We start from the raw sequence: 15,772 nt of genomic DNA on the forward strand, positions 1-15,772 counted from the left end.
GCCCCACGAATCAGGAGCCCGGCATGACGGCCACCGCCGCCGAGCACGAGAGCGCCACCACCCGGCACCCCCAGCGCTGGGTGATCCTCGGAGTGATCTGTCTCGCCGAGCTCACCGTGCTGCTCGACAACACCGTCCTCAACGTCGCGATCCCCTCGCTCACCCGCGATCTGCACGCGTCCACCGCCGACATCCAGTGGATGATCAACGCGTACTCGCTGGTGCAGTCCGGTCTGCTGCTCACCGCGGGCAGCTCCGCGGACCGGTACGGCCGCAAGAAGATGCTGATCGCGGGCCTCACGCTCTTCGGGGCCGGGTCGCTCGTCGCCGGGCTCGCCCAGTCCACCGGTCAGCTGATCGCGGCCCGCGCGGGCATGGGCATCGGCGGCGCCCTGCTGATGACCACCACCCTCGCCGTCGTCGTCCAGATCTTCGACAACACCGAGCGCGTCAGGGCCATCGGCCTCTGGTCCACGGTCAACTCACTCGGCTTCGCCGCCGGACCGCTCATCGGCGGGGCGCTGCTCGACCACTTCTGGTGGGGCGCGATCTTCCTGGTCAACATCCCGGTGGCCGTCATCGCGCTCGCCGCGGTCGTCGGCCTCGTACCGGAGTCCAAGAACCCGGCCGGTGACCGCCCCGACCTGCTCGGCGCGCTGCTCTCCACGGTGGGCATGACCGCGGTCGTGTACGCGATCATCTCGGGCCCCGCGCACGGCTGGGCCTCCACTCATGTCCTCGTCGCGGCCGCCGTCGGCATCGTCTTCCTGGCCGGGTTCGTTGCCTGGGAGCTGCACATCCCGTTCCCCATGCTGGACATGCACTTCTTCCGTAACCAGCGCTTCGTCGGCGCCGTCGCCGGGGCGGTCCTCGTCGCCTTCGGCATGGGCGGCTCGCTCTTCCTGCTCACCCAGCACCTGCAGTTCGTGCTCGGGTACGGGCCGTTGGACGCGGGGCTGCGGACCGCACCCCTGGCCCTCACCATCGTGGCGCTGAACCTCACCGGGGTCTCGGCCAAGCTGCTGCCCCGGCTGGGTACGCCCGGCACCATCGCCACCGGGATGACCGCGCTCGCCGCCGGTCTGGTGGCCATCGCGCTGCTCGGCGGGGACAGTTATCCGGGAATGCTGCTCGGTCTCGTGGTCATGGGCGCGGGTATCGCGTTCGCCATGCCCGCGATGGCCAACGCGATCATGAGCGCGATCCCGCCGGAGAAGGCCGGGGTCGGCGCGGGCGTCAACGGCACCTTGGCCGAATTCGGCAACGGTCTCGGTGTCGCGGTGCTCGGCGCCGTACTCAACTCCCGTTTCGCCGCCCTGCTGCCGGCGGCGCTGGGCGCGGCCTCGCTGCCCGCGGCTCTCGCCGCCGCCGACGGTCCGGGCGAGCGCAGCCGGGTCGCGGACGCTTTTGCCTCAGGTTTGCAGACCAGCCAACTGGTGGGCGCCGCAGCGGTACTTGCGGGCGGGCTGCTGGCCGCGGTGCTCCTCCGGCGGGCCGAGCGGGCGGATGCACCGGGAGCGGCGGCCTAACATCGGTATCGGTACCGGTGGATCCACACGTTCCGGAGGAGGCGCGCCATGGTGACTGCGGCCGACCGCGCGAAGGGTCCCGCGCGGGCCAGTGTCTGGCTGGGCGGAAAGGCGACACGCACCCGCAGAACGGATCAGCCGGCCGGGCTCGACCTGGACAAGATCACCGCGGCGACGGTCCGGCTGCTGGACTCCGAGGGCCTCGCGAAGTTCTCCATGCGCCGTCTCGCCGCCGAGCTGGGCGTCACAGCGATGTCGGTCTACTGGTACGTGGACACCAAGGACGACCTCCTCGAACTGGCCCTGGACGCGGTGATGGGCGAACTGGTGCTGCCAGGAACGGTGGACGGCACCGAGACCGGCACCGGCACCGGCACTGAGACCGAGACCGGCACCGAGACCGAGACCGGCACCGGCACCGAGACCGGCACCGAGACCGAGCCTGACGGAACGGAGACCGGGCCTGACGGAACGGAGACCGGGCCTGACGGAACGGAGGGCGGGGCCGACTGGCGCATTCAGCTGCGGCGCCTCGCCGCCGGATACCGGAGCGTTCTGGTGCGCCACCCGTGGGTCTCCCCGCTCGTCGGCGTGTTCCTCAACATCGGCCCGCACGCGCTGAAGTTCGCCGCGGTGTCCCAAGAAGTGATGCGCAGCGCCGATCTGCCGCTGCGCGGCCAGACCGGCGGCCTGGCCGCGGTCTTCCAGTTCGTGTACGGGTTCGGCACCGTCGAGGGCCACTTCAGGGACCGGTGTGCGCGGGCCGGGATGACTCAGGACGAGTACCACCAGCACGCCATGGGCGGCATGAGCGAACAGCCCTCCCTGCGCCGGACGTTCGAGCAGGCCCAGGACCTGATGGCGGCGCGCGGCGGTGACACGGTCGAGGAGATGCGGGAGCGCGACTTCGACTTCGCCCTCGACCTGCTGATCGCGGGCATCGAGGCCAAACGCGGAGCATAAGAGGAAAGGGTCCCGGCTCCGCGGCCTCCCGGGGGACACTGAGCGGACGGTGAGCCGCCCGCCCCGCCGTCCAAGGGCGCGGGCCACAGGGGGAGTTGGCACATGCAGAGCACGAACGGCGGGACCGCGCCCGTCATAGCCGTGGTGGTCGTCGGCCTGGTGATATTCCGGCAGCTGCGCACCCGCCGGATGACGCGCTACGGCTCGCTGATCGCCCCGGCCGTCCTCGGCGTCCTGGGCGTTGCGGGGATCGCCTTCGGTATCGCCACGGTCATCGAGGACCACCACCAGCTGACCGTGCTGCCCGTGGTCCTTCTGGCGGTGAGCCTGGCCGTCGCGGCGGGTCTCGGCATGGTCAGATCACGGACCGTGCGGCTGTGGCACGACCCCACGGGCCAGGTGCTGCGCAAGGGGACACCGGCCACGACGGGCCTCTGGCTGACCTCGGTGGCCGCGCACATCGGGCTGGGGCTGTGGATCGACCATGCGGCCGGTGCCGGGGCGCTGGGGGTCGCGTCGCTGTACGCGTACCTGGCGATCGGGCTGGGAACGCAGAACCTCCTGCTGCGCGGCCGGGCCGCCGCGCTGTGATCCCGGCCCGGCGGCCCGGTACCGGCTGAAGAGCGGGTCCGGGGGCCGGCCCCGACGCCGCCGCCGACCGAGGAGCCGCCCCCTCGGGCCACCCCGTCGCAGCTGGCAGCGGTCAGCTGTCCTCGGCCAGCCGTGCCGGGAAGCCGCCGGTCGCGATCGGGCTCCACCGCTCCGGGGTGATCCGGATGATCGACTTGCCCTGCTTGACCATGGCCGCCCGGTACTCGTCCCAGTCCGGGTGCTCACCGGAGATGTTGCGGAAGTACTCCACCAGCGGCTCCACCGAGTCCGGTGAGTCGATGACCTCGCCCGCTCCGTCGACCTGGACCCACGGGCCGTTCCACTCGTCCGACAGCACGATGACGCTCACCCGTGCGTCACGGCGGACATTGCGGGTCTTGGCGCGCTCGGGGTAGGTCGACAGGACGATCCGGCCCGCGTCGTCGACCCCGCAGGTCAGCGGAGAGCCCTGGGGGCGGCCGTCGGAGCGGGTGGTGAGCAGGATCGCCCGGTGCCTGGGGCGTACGAAGTCGAGCAGTTCGGGCAGTTCCACGGGGGTGTTGGTCGCGATGTTGGGTGCCATGGCTGCACGATACGTCGCACCGCACGGACGGGTCCGGCAGCACACGGGCTCCTCCCCCAGCACCCCAGCACCCCAGCACCCCAGCACCCCAGCACTCCAGCACCCGTCCCGGGCAGCAGAACGCCCGGCCCCCGCAGCGCACACTGAGGAGTGCGGCGCCGAGGGGGCCGGGCGGGGTCCGCGAAGACCGGTGCGGGCCGGTGCGGCCGTTACGCGGTGGGCAGTGAGTCGCCCTGCACGGCCTGGATGTCCAGCTCGACCTTGAGCGTGGTGCCGATGGCCGAGATACCCGCCTGGACGACCTGGTTGTAGTTCATCTTGAAGTCCTCGCGGCGCAGTTCGGCCGTCGCGTGGAAGGCCGCGCGCACGCCGCCCCACGGGTCGGGACCCGTACCCAGGTAGCTGAGGTTCAGGTCGACCTCGCGGGCGACGCCGTGCAGCTGGAGTTCGCCGTGGACCGTCCAGCGGTCCGGGCCCGCGGGGGTGATCCCGGTGCTGCTGTAGGTGATCTGCGGGTAGCTCTCGACGTCCAGGAAGTCCGCGGACTTCAGATGGCCGTCGCGCATGCCGTTGCCCGTGTCGATCGAGGCCGTGGCGATGACCGCCTCGACCCGCGACTTCTCGACGTCCTCGGCGATCTCGATGCGGCCCACGAACTCCGTGAACCGGCCGTGCACGCTGGAGATGCCCAGGTGCTGGGCGACCGCGCCCACCGACGAGTGTGCCGGGTCCAGCGTCCAGGTGCCGGGCGGCGGGAGTTCCACGCCGCCCTGCCTGGCCAGTACCACCGTGCCGACATCGGCACGGCCGCTCGCCGTGACGAAGGCCGTGGACGCGGCGGGCGCGTAGCCGACGGCCGTCACGATCACGGTGTGCGGGCCGGGGGCCAGAGCCGCGTCGGCGCTCACCGTGCCGTCCTCGCCCACCTGCGCCCGCAGTACCTGGGCACCGGTCATGTCGGTCACGGTCACCACGGCGTGCTGGACCGCCCAGCCGTCGCGCGTCCGTACCTGTGCGCGAAGTCCCATTCCCGTTCTCTCTCCTTCAAAAAAGTGGGCCCCGGGCGGTGGTGGCGGGCCGTCCCCTGCCCGCCACCACCACGTCCGGGGCTTGGAGGGGGGCCGGTCCTGCCGGGCCCCTCCGCGCCCCGCATCCGCTGGGGCAGCCTGGACTACTCGCCCGGGTGGGCCAGTTGGATGTCGTGTCCGTCGATGCCGCTTCCCGCGACGGTCAACGAGCCCGCCACCGGCGGGTAACCCGTCGCGATGACCGTGTACTCGCCGGAGTTGAGGTCGGCGAAACCGTAGGCTCCGTCGGTCCCGGTGGTCGCCGTGGCGACAACGTTGCCCGCGGCGTCCACGAGCGTCACCCGGGCGTCGGGCAGCGGGCGCCGGTCGGCTCCACCGCGTACGACACCCTGGACCAGCGAACCGGACTCCAGCGTGACCTCGACACGGGTCACACCCTGGCCGCCGACGTCGACCGGCAGGGCCATCGGCCGGAAGCCGGTCGCGTTCACCGCGACGGTCACCGAACCGGGGATCATCTCGCTGAAGGTGAACTCGCCCTGCGCACCGGACGTGCCGGTGGCCAGCACGTCGCCGCGCACATCGGTGACGACGACCATCGCGCCCTCGACGGCCTTGCCGCCGTCGGCGGACCGCACGGATCCTGCGAGACCGCTCGTACCGGAGAGGAGGATGTCGTACGACAGCGCCTCGTCCCCGACGGACACGGTGGAGGCCTGCGGCTGGAAGCCGTCGGCGGACGCGATCAGGACGTACGAGCCGGAGCTCGGCGCGTCCACCGCGTAAGCCCCGTCGCCCTGCGCCATCGCGCGGCCCAGCTGGCGCCCGGCCAGCGAGATCAGCGTGACGGCCGCCTGGCCGACCGGTGCGCCCTCGGCGCCCCTGACGACACCGTGGATCGTGATACCTGGGGTGGGGGCGGGCTGCATCGGCATCGTCTCCTCAGTGGTCGGGCCACTTCCGTACGGAGTGGCGGGGGCCGGCAGAGTGCCGGCCGGAACGGCGTTGACAGGGACAGTCTCCGCCACCGCTGCCGGGACGGCTGCGGCGGGTGCCTCCTGGTCGGGTGCGCCCACGGCGCGGGTACGCAGAGGTACCTCCTTGATGAAGAGCGTCACCAGGAACGCGAGCAGTGCGCAGGCGGCGGCGTACAGGAAGACGTTGGCGACGCCGTGGCCGTACGCGCTTTCCATGATGGTGCGCAGCGGCTGCGGCAGGGCACCGATGTCGGGAACCGATCCGTCGGACATGCCCTTTCCGGCCAGCGCCGCGCCCTTCGGGCCGAGGTCGTGGAGCCCGTCGGTGACGAAGTGGGTGACCCGGTTGGCGAGCACCGCGCCCAGCGCCGAGACGCCGACCGCACCGCCGAGGGAGCGGAAGAACGAGACGGTGGAGGACGCCGAGCCGAGGTCCTTCTGGGAGACCTGGTTCTGCGTGCAGAGCACCAGGTTCTGCATCATCATGCCGATGCCGAGACCCATCAGGGCCATGAAGACCGCCATGTGCCAGTACGTGGTGTCGTACCGGATGGTGGAGAGCAGGCCGAGCCCGGCGGTCACCAGCACACCACCGCTGACCAGCCAGATCTTCCACTTGCCCGTCCGGGTGATGAACTGCCCCGAGACGGTCGACGAGATGAACAGACCACCGATCATCGGGATCGTCATCACACCCGACATCGTCGGCGACTGGCCGCGCGCCAGCTGGAAGTACTGGCTGAAGAAGACGGTGCCGGAGAACATCGCGACACCGACGAACAGCGAGCCGATGGAGGCGAGGGTGATCGTCGGGTTGCGGAAGAGCCGCAGCGGGATGATCGGCTCGCTCGCCTTGGACTCGACGAGCATGAAGAGCAGTCCCAGGACGACCGAGCCGCCGACCATGGCGGCCGTCTGCCAGGACATCCAGTCGTACTTGTCACCGGCGAAGGTGATCCAGACCATCAGCAGCGACACGGCGGCGGCGATGAAGAACGCGCCGCCCCAGTCGACCTTGACCTCGCGCTTGATGACGGGAAGCTTCAGGGTCTTCTGCAGAACGATCAGCGCGATGATCGCGAAGGGCACACCGACGTAGAAGCACCAGCGCCAGCCGAGCCAGCTGGTGTCCGTGATGACACCGCCGAGGAGCGGCCCCGCGACGGTCGCGACCGCGAAGGTGGCGCCGAGGTAACCGCTGTACCGGCCCCGCTCACGGGGGGAGATCATCGCGGCCATGACGATCTGCGCGAGTGCGGAGAGACCGCCGACGCCGATGCCCTGGACGACGCGGAAGATGATCAGCGTCGACGAGTTCTGCGAGAGCCCGGCGGCGGCCGAGCCCAGGACGTAGATGATCAGGGCTATCTGGACGAGCAGCTTCTTGCTGAACAGGTCGGAGAGCTTGCCCCAGAGCGGGGTGGTCGCCGTCATCGCCAGCAGGGACGCGGTCACGACCCAGGTGTACGAGGACTGGCTGCCGTGCAGATCGGAGACGATCTTCGGCAGCGCGTTGGTGACGATCGTCGACGACAGGATCGCGACGAACATACCGAGCAGCAGGCCCGACAGGGCCTCCATGATCTGCCGGTGTGTCATCGGCGCACTGCCGTCGGGGGCGGGATTCCCCCCGTGGGAGGCGGGACCGCCCCCGTGCTTGGCGTGGCCGCCCCGCACACCGGCTGGTGTGGTCGTAGCCATGGCATTCCTCTGTCTCTACTTACGCGGTGATACGCGAGTGATACGCAGGTCTGTGGTGATTTATTCGTGGTGTCCGGCCCAGGCCCGGCAGTCGCCGAAGCTGGCGCGCAGGCGTTCCAGGAGCACGTTGAGATGTCCGACCTCGTCGTCGGACCAGTCGCTGAGAGTGCGAGCGAGAGAGTCGATGTACCGCTCGGCGAGGACGCCGAGCATGTCGTTGCCCGCGGGGGTGAGCCGCAGGATGCGGGAGCGCTTGTCGGCGGGGTCCGGAGACCGCTCGATCCAGCCGCGCTCCGCGACGTGGGCCACATGCCGGCTGGTCACCGACATGTCTACGGCGAGCAGTTCGGCGAGTCTGCTCATCCGCATCTCGCCGTGCCGGCCCAGCAGGGACAGCGCGGCGGCCGATCCGGTCGGGCATTCCGGCGGAAGGATGCGGGAGAGGCCGCGCTGGACGGCGCCGATGGCACTCAGCTGCCTGGCCAGTTCTTCGTACTGACTCTGCGCTGCCACGGACACCTCCCTGTGGGCTTCCTGTGAGCACTCTATGTTGTTGCTCCAGGCAACATTAAAGCCGTTGGTTGCTGCAGGCAAGTTAAATGGAACCAGGAAAGGCAAAGGAAAGGCAAAGTGTTTGCAAGTGTGAGGTCAATGAGGTGACGGAAGGGTGTTCGAAAGGTGTCGCCCTTCGCCCGGGGGTTGGGCGGAACCGCAGGGTTCGCTAGGGTCCTGCCTCATGGCACACAACCCCCAAGCGCCCCAAGGCCCCGAGGGCAACCACGACCCCGCGGGCAGCACTCAGATGTTCCGCGCCTTTGTCGACGAGGGCGCACCGCAGGGCGCCGCCCGGCCCGCGGCCGCTCCGCAGCAGCAGTCGGGCCCGAGGATCGGCGTGATCGCCGGGGTCATCGCCGTGATCGTGGTGCTGGCCGCTGTCGCGTTCCTCGCGCTGGGCTGACCCTGGTCCCGTTTCCTGCTCCGCAGCGGGCCCCGGCGCGTCCGGACTCCGGTCCGTACGGGGCCACTTGCCCGGCAGCGGTCCCGTACGGGGCCGCGTGCGCCGCAGTCGGTTCCACCGGGATCACTTCCAGCTGACGGAGACCTTCCGGGTCTCTATGTGCATCCCCAGCGGCACCCGCCAGTCGTCCACGCACACGGTGTACGTCTTCGACCTGTCCGCACCGGCGGCGATCGGCCCCGGCAGCGGCTGGGTCGACGTCCGGGTCGCCCAGTCCACTCCGAGCCCGCCGATGATGTGCGTCGAGAAAGTGACCGTGCCCGAAGCGACCGGTGAACCACCGGTGTTGCTGAAGCGCACGGTCACTTTCTCGCACCAGCGCTTGTCCGTCGCCGCGCGGTCGGGGGCGCCGACCTTGAGTACGGCGGGGCCGTCCGTCGGGGCGGGCGAGGTGCTGCCGGAACCGCCGTCGGATCCCCCCGAAGTGCCGCTTCCGGAGCCGGACCCGGGCGGGGAGGACGTGCTGCCGCCGCCGGTGCGGCCGGGTGCGCCAGGGGTGGCTGATCCGCCCGGTCCGCCAGGTGTTGGCGAGGTGCCTGAAGCTCCCGTGCCGCCTGGGGCCCCTGTGCCGCCTGCCGTATTCGGCGACTGGTGCCCGGAGTTGGCTCCGCCGACCGCGGAGGAGCCCTGTGCGCCCTCTGAGGCCCCGGAGCCGCCGGGTCCGGGTGTCTTCCCCGTACCGTGCCCCGCGGCTGCTCTCGGCCCGTCCAGGGGCGTCAGGGTGACTTTCCCGGAGGGCGGTACGGGTGTGGTGAGCGTCTGCCCGGCGCCCGCGGCGCCGACGGCGGCGTAGCCGTGGTGTGCGGTGCCGCCCGCGCAGGCGGCCACCAGGCCGCCCAGGCAGAGGGCCGTTGCGGTGGCGGCGATGGCCGCGTGCTGGCGTCGCATCGCGCCAGTGTGTCTGACGGACCGTCAATTAGGAACCCGGCGGGCGTGGAAGAACCGGAGGAGCCCGTGGACGCCGGGCCCCGCCCGTCCTGTCTGTTCCCGCCGGCTTCCGCCTACTCCCCGATCAAGCCCTCGCGCAGCTGCGCCAGCGTCCGCGTGAGCAGCCGGGAGACATGCATCTGAGAGATGCCGACCTCCTCGCCGATCTGTGACTGGGTCATGTTGGCGAAGAACCGCAGCATGATGATCTGCCGTTCCCGCGGGGGCAGTTTGGCCAGCAGGGGCTTCAGGGACTCCCGGTACTCGACTCCCTCAAGTGCCGTGTCGTCGTAGCCGAGACGGTCCGCGAGCGACCCCTCGCCGCCGTCGTCCTCGGGCGAGGGCGAGTCGAGCGAGGACGCGGTGTACGCGTTGCCCACCGCGAGCCCGTCGACCACGTCCTCCTCCGATACGCCCAGCGCCAGGGCGAGTTCGGGAACGGTCGGTGAGCGGTCGAGCTTCTGGGCCAGCTCGTCACTGGCCTTGGTCAGCGCGAGCCGCAGCTCCTGGAGGCGGCGCGGTACCCGTACCGACCAGGAGGTGTCACGGAAGAAGCGCTTGATCTCACCGACGATGGTCGGCATCGCGAACGTCGGGAATTCGACGCCGCGTTCGCAGTCGAACCGGTCGATCGCCTTGATCAGGCCGATCGTGCCGACCTGGACGATGTCCTCCATCGGCTCGTTGCGGCTGCGGAACCTGGCCGCCGCGTAACGCACCAGCGGCAGGTTGAGCTCGATCAGTGTGTCGCGTACGTACGTGCGCTCCGGGCTGTCCGGTTCCTGGGAGGCCAGCACGGCGAGCCGCAGGAAGAGGGAGCGGGACAGAGTGCGGGTGTCGATGGCGCCTGAGCTCGGCAATTCGGAGCTGAGTGTCTCCGGTGCGTCTTTCGTGAGCACCTTCGAGCTGCCCTGTTCTGCGGACATGCCACCCCCTTGAGGTCGCGGACGGTCACGGCGGACGCTCCCGTCGGAGGAACGCAGCCTCCACCTGAATACCGGAGGGCGGACTGCGGCAAACGCGGTTCCAGCAGAATGTCACATGTCGGCAACGCGCTGTAGCGCCAAGTCGACAAATGTGCGCCGGAAAGAGGGGGTGTGGGGCATTTCTTCTTCGGGCGAGGGTCACCCGTACCGGTTACGCCTCGATCCGGTTTGCGGATCGGAGCCGGGCGAAGCTTCTGGCCAGCAGTCTTGATACGTGCATCTGGGAGACGCCCAGCTCCTGGCTGATCTGTGACTGCGTCAGATTGCTGTAGTAGCGCAGCATCAGGATCCGCTGCTCCCGCTCGGGCAGCTGGACGAGCAGATGCCGGACCAGGTCGCGGTGTTCGACTCCGGCCAGTGCCGGGTCCTCGTAACCGAGGCGGTCGAGCAGTCCCGGCAGCCCGTCGCCCTCCTGGGCGGCCTCCAGCGACTGTGCGTGGTACGAGCGGCCCGCCTCGATGCAGGACAGGACGTCCTCCTCGCTGATGCGCAGCCGCTCGGCGATCTCCGCCGTCGTGGGGGACCGGCCGTGCATCGTCGTGAGGTCCTCGGTGGCCCCGGTGACCTGCACCCAGAGCTCGTGCAGCCGCCGGGGGACGTGGACGGTCCGTACGTTGTCGCGGAAGTAGCGCTTGATCTCGCCGACGACGGTCGGCATCGCGAAGGTCGGGAACTGCACCCCGCGCTCCGGATCGAACCGGTCGATGGCGTTGATGAGCCCGATCGTGCCGACCTGGACGACGTCCTCCATCGGCTCGTTGCGGCTGCGGAACCGGGCGGCGGCGTACCGGACCAGCGGCAGATTCGCCTCGATCAGTGCCGCGCGCACCCTGGTGTGCTCGGCGCTGCCCGGCTCGACCCCCTTGAGCTGGGCGAACAGTACCTGGGTCAGCGCCCGGGTGTCCGCACCGCGGGTCTTGGCGGGCGGCGGACTCTCCTCGACCGGCGCCTGGCCGGCCTGGGGCTGACTGGTCTGGGCTTGACTGGTCCGGGCTTGGCCGTTCTGGGCTTGATCGCTCTGGGCTTGACCGTTCTGGGGCTGGCTGGTCTGCGTCTGGCTGGTCTGGGACAGGGCGGTCTGGGGCGGTACTTCAGGCGCAGTACTGGCCGGCACGGTCACGCCACCCCTTTGTCGTCGACTTTTTGGTCAACTCATCCGTCAAAAGCGGTCATAGCATCACAAGACATGTGCACTGTGTGCAAGCACCTCATAACGTCGTGTTGACGTTAAAATGGGCTCTAAACCGGTCTAAACGACAGAAAGCCCCCCATCAGAAATGATGGAGGGCCGTACGCCCGAACGGCTCGGGCGGGGGCTCAGGGGTGGTGCGGGGATTGGTTCAGAAGGGGTAGTCGGCGATCACCCAGGTGGCGAACTCGCTCCACTGCCCGACGGCCGCCTGGTGGGCGGGGTGCTCAAGGTAGCGCTTCAGTGCGTCGGCGTCCTGGACGGCCGAGTTGATCGCGAAGTCGTAGGCGATGGGCCGGTCGCTGATGTTCCAGGCGCACTCCCAGAACTCCGTCTCCGGGATCAGCCCGCCGAGCTCCGCGAACGCTTCGGCGCCGGCGACGACCCGGGGCTCGTCACGTGAGACGCCCTCGTTGAGCTTGAAGAGGACCAGGTGGCGGATCAAGGGACACTCCTTATGGAACGAATGTACGGGCTCAGCTCACCAGTTCGGTCATGAACTTACCGACACTTTTCGCGGCGTTGGAGACCCCTTCGAACCCTACCTGTACGAGGTCGGCGGACCTGGCCGGCGAAGTAATGATCGTGTACAGCACAAAAACGACTGCTATATAGAGAATGATCTTCTTCACTGGCACCGTTCGGCCCTGCTTCCCCTGAGGTCCCTGAGCAGTCGCGAGAGTCTAACCGGACGGGGCGCCCAGGGATCAAGGGCCGATGGGCGGAGCGCTGTTGGCCGGAGCGTCTGTCATGGCAGCATCCACTCGCGGCATACCGGCCGCACCCGCCCGTGACATACGAGCCGCACCCACTCACGGCATGCGGGAGGGACCCGCCCGCGGCATACGGCTCCCCACCAGGTGTGTGCGGTTCCGTCCGCCCGGGGATGTGCGCGGTGGGGCCGTACGCGATGGGGCCGCGCCGCGCCGCGGGGGAGCCGAGTCCGGGCGGCGGCGGTTATTTTCCCGAACCGACAGGGTTGACGGTGATGGCGGGGGCGGACTGGCTGGCGGGGATGTTGATGTTCTGGGCGATGGTGTGCGAGTGGGTCTCGTTGGGCGGCGTGACCACCAGGCGGGTGAACGTGACGCCGGAGCCGCCGGAGTTGTTCGGCGGGTAGTTCAGGGTGAAGCGGGTCTCCTGGCCGGGCGCCACACTGACCGTGTGCGCGGTGAGATCGGTGCGGGTGGCGCTGATGGTGCCGTCGCGGCCCTTGAGGTCCACACCCGGGAAGCCGTGCATCGTGCAGACGGCGGCGCCGGTGTTCTTGAGGTTGACGATCAGCTGGCCCTCCGCCATGCCACCCGAGACGGTGAACCCCAGGTTCGCGGTCCGGCAGGCGCTCGGGATGTGCGCGGTTCCCGGCTGCGCGCCGGAGCCGGCCTTGCTGGAGACGTTGGTCCCCGTCCCGCTGGCGGCGGAGTCGGTCTTGGTCGAGCCGGCCTGGCTGCCGGAGCTGGTGGAACTCGAACCGGCGGGAGCGCCGGCGCTGTCGCTGCCCTTGTCGCAGGCCGTGAGCGAGAGCCCGGCGGCCACGGCGACGAGGGTGAGGACCGAGATCTTCTGAATGCGCATCTGCTGCTCCGTAGGTTGGAAGGCTCGAAGTTCCCTGCCAGGCAGGCCGTTCTTCCTACTCCGATACGGATGGCACCGACCGGGTTCAGGGGATGGGCCGACCAAGACACTCCTGTGACACGGGAGTGCGCGGCCCGTGACACACGACGGAGATATGACGGGACATTTCCTGCTGTGCGGTCACCGGGCGAGCGGGGCGCCGATCCCGGAAGGCGCCGCCGGCCGCCGGTATCCGTGGTTCAGGGTGAGGCCTCCCCCCGGTGTCCACCGGGCGCCGGGGACGAGGGCGGCTCGTGGCCCGGGGGTGTGGCGCGGGGTGCGGACAGGTGGGGTTCGCCCGCCGCATCGAGGTGTCGCCAGCGCACCGGGTCATGGGCATCGGCGCCGGGCCTGGCCGTGGGCAACGGGCAGTGATCGGCGCAGTCGAGGACGAGGCTCTCGTTGCCGCCCGGCTGGAACTCGTAATCGACCCGGCTGAGCCGCGACGGCACCCCCCGGTCGTCGAGCGCGCCGCGCAGCCGGTCCAACGCCGCATAGCGGCGGTCGCTGGTGTGCAGCACCACGGGGAAGAGCCGCACCTCCCGGCGGGCCACCCGGACCAGTTCGAGCAGCGCGCTCAGGTGGAATTCCTCGCTCAGCTGCGCCCCGTAGGAGAACAGCAGGTGCGAGCTGAGTACGAGGTCGAAGGAGCGGTCGGGGAAGGGAAGCCGGGGCAGTGCGCCTTCGACGTAGCGGTCCGGACGGGCCGCGATATCGGTGGCGAAGGCGCGTGCCGACCGGGTCCGCAGCTGTGTGTACCGCTCGGCGTCGCCGAACCAGTCCCACACGAAACCCGACGCGTGGTCCGTCACGTACTGATGCTTGTGCTCGATCTCCCGCTGGGCCAGTTTCCCCAGCTGGTGACGGAGCGGACCGTACTGCGGGTCGACCGCGACGACGTCGGCGCCCCGCTCCCCCGCCTCGGCCGTGAAGCTCGCCGCCCCGCCCGGGCAGTCCAGGATGCGCAGGGCGAGGTCGTCGTCCGAGAGCGCGAACATCGCCCGGTACTCGTCGAAGGAACGTGCGCTGATCAGCATCGCGTCACCCCCGGCCGATGTAGGGCATCGTCGTGGGCAGGACCGTGAGGAACTGCACATTGGTGTCCAGCGGCATCGATGCCATCAGCAGCAGCGCCTCGGTGAAGCGCGCCACGGGGACGGTGGCCTCCACCGCCATCGTTCCGTCGGCCTGCATCGCGGGCGGCTGTGGACTGCCGTCCACCGGGGCCACGTTGCCCACGTCGATCTGCCCGCAGGAGATGGTGTAGGGGCGGCCGTCCAGCGACAGGGCTCTGGTCAGACCGAGCACCGCGTGCTTGGCAGTGGTGTAGGCGATGGCGTTGGGGCGGGGTGAATGGGCGGACGGCGCACCGTTGTTGATGATGCGACCGCCTTGTGGGGTCTGGTCGCGCATGACGCGGAACGCCTCCTGCGCGCACAGGAACGTTCCGGTGACGGTGGTGTCCATCACCCGGCTCCAGTCCTCGAACGGCACCTCCGTGACCGGCCTGCGCGGTACGGCCGCGCCCGCGTTGTTGAACAGCAGGTCCAGTCGGCCGAAGTGGCTGCGTACCGTCCCGAAGAGCGCCGCGACAGCGGTCGGGCTGCTGATGTCGGTGGGCACGGAGATCACCCGGTCCGGGCCGGCGCCCGACAGTTCGACGGTCTCTTCGAGCGCTTCCTCACGCCGGCCGGCCAGCGCGAGCGACCACCCCTGGTCCAGCAGAGCCAGCGCGGCGGCCCGTCCGAGGCCGCTGCCGCCACCGGTGACGACACCGATCTTGCCGTGGCCGGTCACCGCTCGTTCATCCAGGCGCGCAGGATCCGGCGGGCCGGCGGGCCCGGTACGTCGATGTAGGGCGAACGGCCGTGCAGCACGCGGCTGTTGCGGATCATCAGCAGATCGCCCGCGGCCAGCCGCAGCCCGAAGGCGATCTCCGGGCGGTAGAGCACCTCGTCCAGGTAGTCGAGGGCTTCGAGCCGGCGGGCGTCGAGGTTCGCGGACGCCCGTACCGTCCGGGTCTGGTAGTAGCAGCCGACGGTCCCGTCGTCCTGCGTGAACAGGATGGGGGTGACGAGGATCTGCCGGCCCGCGCGCCCGGTCCGGTCGAACGTCCACTCCTCCTTGAGCAGGGCCAGTACGTCCGGCCTTTCCCGCTGGATGATGTCGTGGACGAGCCGCGCACTGGCCAGCTTGGTGTTGCCGCCGCCGTCAGCGGCCGGCTGGAGGCACAGCAGGACGAGCACGTCGCAGGTGTCGCAGTGGAAGCCGAGCTCAGTGGCACCGTCGCCGTCGCGGTCACGCAGAATCGTCCACAGGTCGCCATCGGCGTTCTGCGGTACGGCCCCGCCCACCTCGTCCAGGACGAACGACAGGCCGGTGATGAGGTCGGCGTCGTTCGCGTCCGGGGACATGAGGTTCTGGATCCGTGCGAAGCCCACGGCGTCCAGGCTCTCCCGGATGAACGAGCGCGTCGTCGCGCAGGCCGCCTCGCCCTCACCCCAGCGCCGGGCCAGCGAGTCGGTCCACAGCAGCCGGCGGTCCTCGTCGCTGATCGACAAGGACCACACGTCGCGTGCGGACTCCAGGTACTCGCTGGTCCAGCCGGTGCTGCCGGTCGCGGTGTTGGTCATGACGTGATCAGTCCTTCCGGGAGTCGTGGGGGC

16 protein-coding genes are annotated in these 15,772 nt (G+C 69.9%); 4 read left to right on the plus strand and 12 right to left on the minus strand.

Going from position 1 to position 15,772, the window contains the following annotated elements; all coding sequences use genetic code 11:
- Positions 1 to 23: 23 nt before the first annotated feature.
- The 3 genes from OG385_RS15970 (at position 24) to OG385_RS15980 (ending at position 3,083) form a co-directional block, all read left to right on the plus strand.
- A complete protein-coding gene (locus OG385_RS15970) occupies positions 24 to 1,529 on the plus strand; it encodes an MFS transporter (protein ID WP_266855326.1) in 1,506 nt (501 codons plus the stop codon).
- A gap of 48 nt (positions 1,530 to 1,577) precedes the next feature.
- Positions 1,578 to 2,492 carry a TetR/AcrR family transcriptional regulator gene (locus OG385_RS15975; RefSeq protein WP_266855327.1) on the plus strand — a complete coding sequence of 305 codons (915 nt, stop codon included), beginning with the start codon at positions 1,578 to 1,580 and terminating at the stop codon, positions 2,490 to 2,492.
- A 102-nt stretch (positions 2,493 to 2,594) separates the two neighbouring features.
- A complete protein-coding gene (locus tag OG385_RS15980) occupies positions 2,595 to 3,083 on the plus strand; it encodes a hypothetical protein (protein ID WP_266855328.1) in 489 nt (162 codons plus the stop codon).
- A 112-nt stretch (positions 3,084 to 3,195) separates the two neighbouring features.
- Here OG385_RS15980 and OG385_RS15985 read toward each other — a convergent pair whose 3' ends face one another.
- The 4 genes from OG385_RS15985 to OG385_RS16000 all read right to left on the minus strand — a co-directional run bounded on the left by OG385_RS15985 (position 3,196) and on the right by OG385_RS16000 (position 7,885).
- Positions 3,196 to 3,666: a PPOX class F420-dependent oxidoreductase gene (locus tag OG385_RS15985; protein ID WP_266855329.1), complete on the minus strand. Its 471-nt coding sequence runs from the start codon at positions 3,664 to 3,666 to the stop codon at positions 3,196 to 3,198.
- Between the two features lie 209 nt (positions 3,667 to 3,875).
- The gene (locus OG385_RS15990) at positions 3,876 to 4,694 is read right to left on the minus strand and encodes a YceI family protein (protein WP_266855330.1); all 819 of its coding nucleotides are present in this window, start codon (positions 4,692 to 4,694) and stop codon (positions 3,876 to 3,878) included.
- 143 nt (positions 4,695 to 4,837) lie between these two features.
- Positions 4,838 to 7,372, minus strand: coding sequence for an MFS transporter (locus tag OG385_RS15995; RefSeq protein ID WP_266855331.1), 2,535 nt, complete (start codon positions 7,370 to 7,372; stop codon positions 4,838 to 4,840).
- A 60-nt stretch (positions 7,373 to 7,432) separates the two neighbouring features.
- Positions 7,433 to 7,885: a MarR family winged helix-turn-helix transcriptional regulator gene (locus OG385_RS16000; protein WP_266855332.1), complete on the minus strand. Its 453-nt coding sequence runs from the start codon at positions 7,883 to 7,885 to the stop codon at positions 7,433 to 7,435.
- Between the two features lie 223 nt (positions 7,886 to 8,108).
- On the opposite strand from OG385_RS16000, the gene OG385_RS16005 reads away from it, so the two are divergent.
- On the plus strand, positions 8,109 to 8,330 hold the full coding sequence (locus OG385_RS16005; RefSeq protein WP_266855333.1) for a hypothetical protein: 222 nt from the start codon (positions 8,109 to 8,111) through the stop codon (positions 8,328 to 8,330).
- Positions 8,331 to 8,453: 123 nt separating this feature from the next.
- Here the strand turns inward: OG385_RS16005 and OG385_RS16010 are convergent, their stop codons facing one another.
- From OG385_RS16010 to OG385_RS16045, 8 genes are all read right to left on the minus strand, one after another.
- Positions 8,454 to 9,278: a hypothetical protein gene (locus tag OG385_RS16010; RefSeq protein WP_266855334.1), complete on the minus strand. Its 825-nt coding sequence runs from the start codon at positions 9,276 to 9,278 to the stop codon at positions 8,454 to 8,456.
- A gap of 113 nt (positions 9,279 to 9,391) precedes the next feature.
- Complete coding sequence (locus OG385_RS16015; RefSeq protein WP_266855335.1) at positions 9,392 to 10,243, minus strand: RNA polymerase sigma factor SigF; 852 nt, start codon at positions 10,241 to 10,243, stop codon at positions 9,392 to 9,394.
- Positions 10,244 to 10,454: 211 nt separating this feature from the next.
- The gene (locus OG385_RS16020) at positions 10,455 to 11,417 is read right to left on the minus strand and encodes an RNA polymerase sigma factor SigF (protein ID WP_266855336.1); all 963 of its coding nucleotides are present in this window, start codon (positions 11,415 to 11,417) and stop codon (positions 10,455 to 10,457) included.
- 226 nt (positions 11,418 to 11,643) lie between these two features.
- Positions 11,644 to 11,937 (minus strand): Dabb family protein, encoded by a 294-nt coding sequence (locus tag OG385_RS16025; protein WP_266855337.1) that lies wholly within the window; start codon positions 11,935 to 11,937, stop codon positions 11,644 to 11,646.
- Between the two features lie 512 nt (positions 11,938 to 12,449).
- Positions 12,450 to 13,067 carry a DUF4232 domain-containing protein gene (locus OG385_RS16030; protein WP_266855338.1) on the minus strand — a complete coding sequence of 206 codons (618 nt, stop codon included), beginning with the start codon at positions 13,065 to 13,067 and terminating at the stop codon, positions 12,450 to 12,452.
- A gap of 239 nt (positions 13,068 to 13,306) precedes the next feature.
- The gene (locus tag OG385_RS16035) at positions 13,307 to 14,143 is read right to left on the minus strand and encodes a class I SAM-dependent methyltransferase (protein ID WP_266855339.1); all 837 of its coding nucleotides are present in this window, start codon (positions 14,141 to 14,143) and stop codon (positions 13,307 to 13,309) included.
- 4 nt (positions 14,144 to 14,147) lie between these two features.
- The gene (locus OG385_RS16040; RefSeq protein ID WP_266855340.1) at positions 14,148 to 14,903 is read right to left on the minus strand and encodes an SDR family oxidoreductase; all 756 of its coding nucleotides are present in this window, start codon (positions 14,901 to 14,903) and stop codon (positions 14,148 to 14,150) included.
- A complete protein-coding gene (locus tag OG385_RS16045) occupies positions 14,900 to 15,739 on the minus strand; it encodes a TauD/TfdA family dioxygenase (protein ID WP_266855341.1) in 840 nt (279 codons plus the stop codon). The genes OG385_RS16040 and OG385_RS16045 overlap by 4 nt, the downstream gene beginning before the upstream one ends.
- Positions 15,740 to 15,772: the final 33 nt, after the last annotated feature.

This window comes from Streptomyces sp. NBC_01306 (assembly GCF_026340465.1).
In the GTDB taxonomy this organism is placed as follows: Bacteria; Actinomycetota; Actinomycetes; order Streptomycetales; family Streptomycetaceae; genus Streptomyces.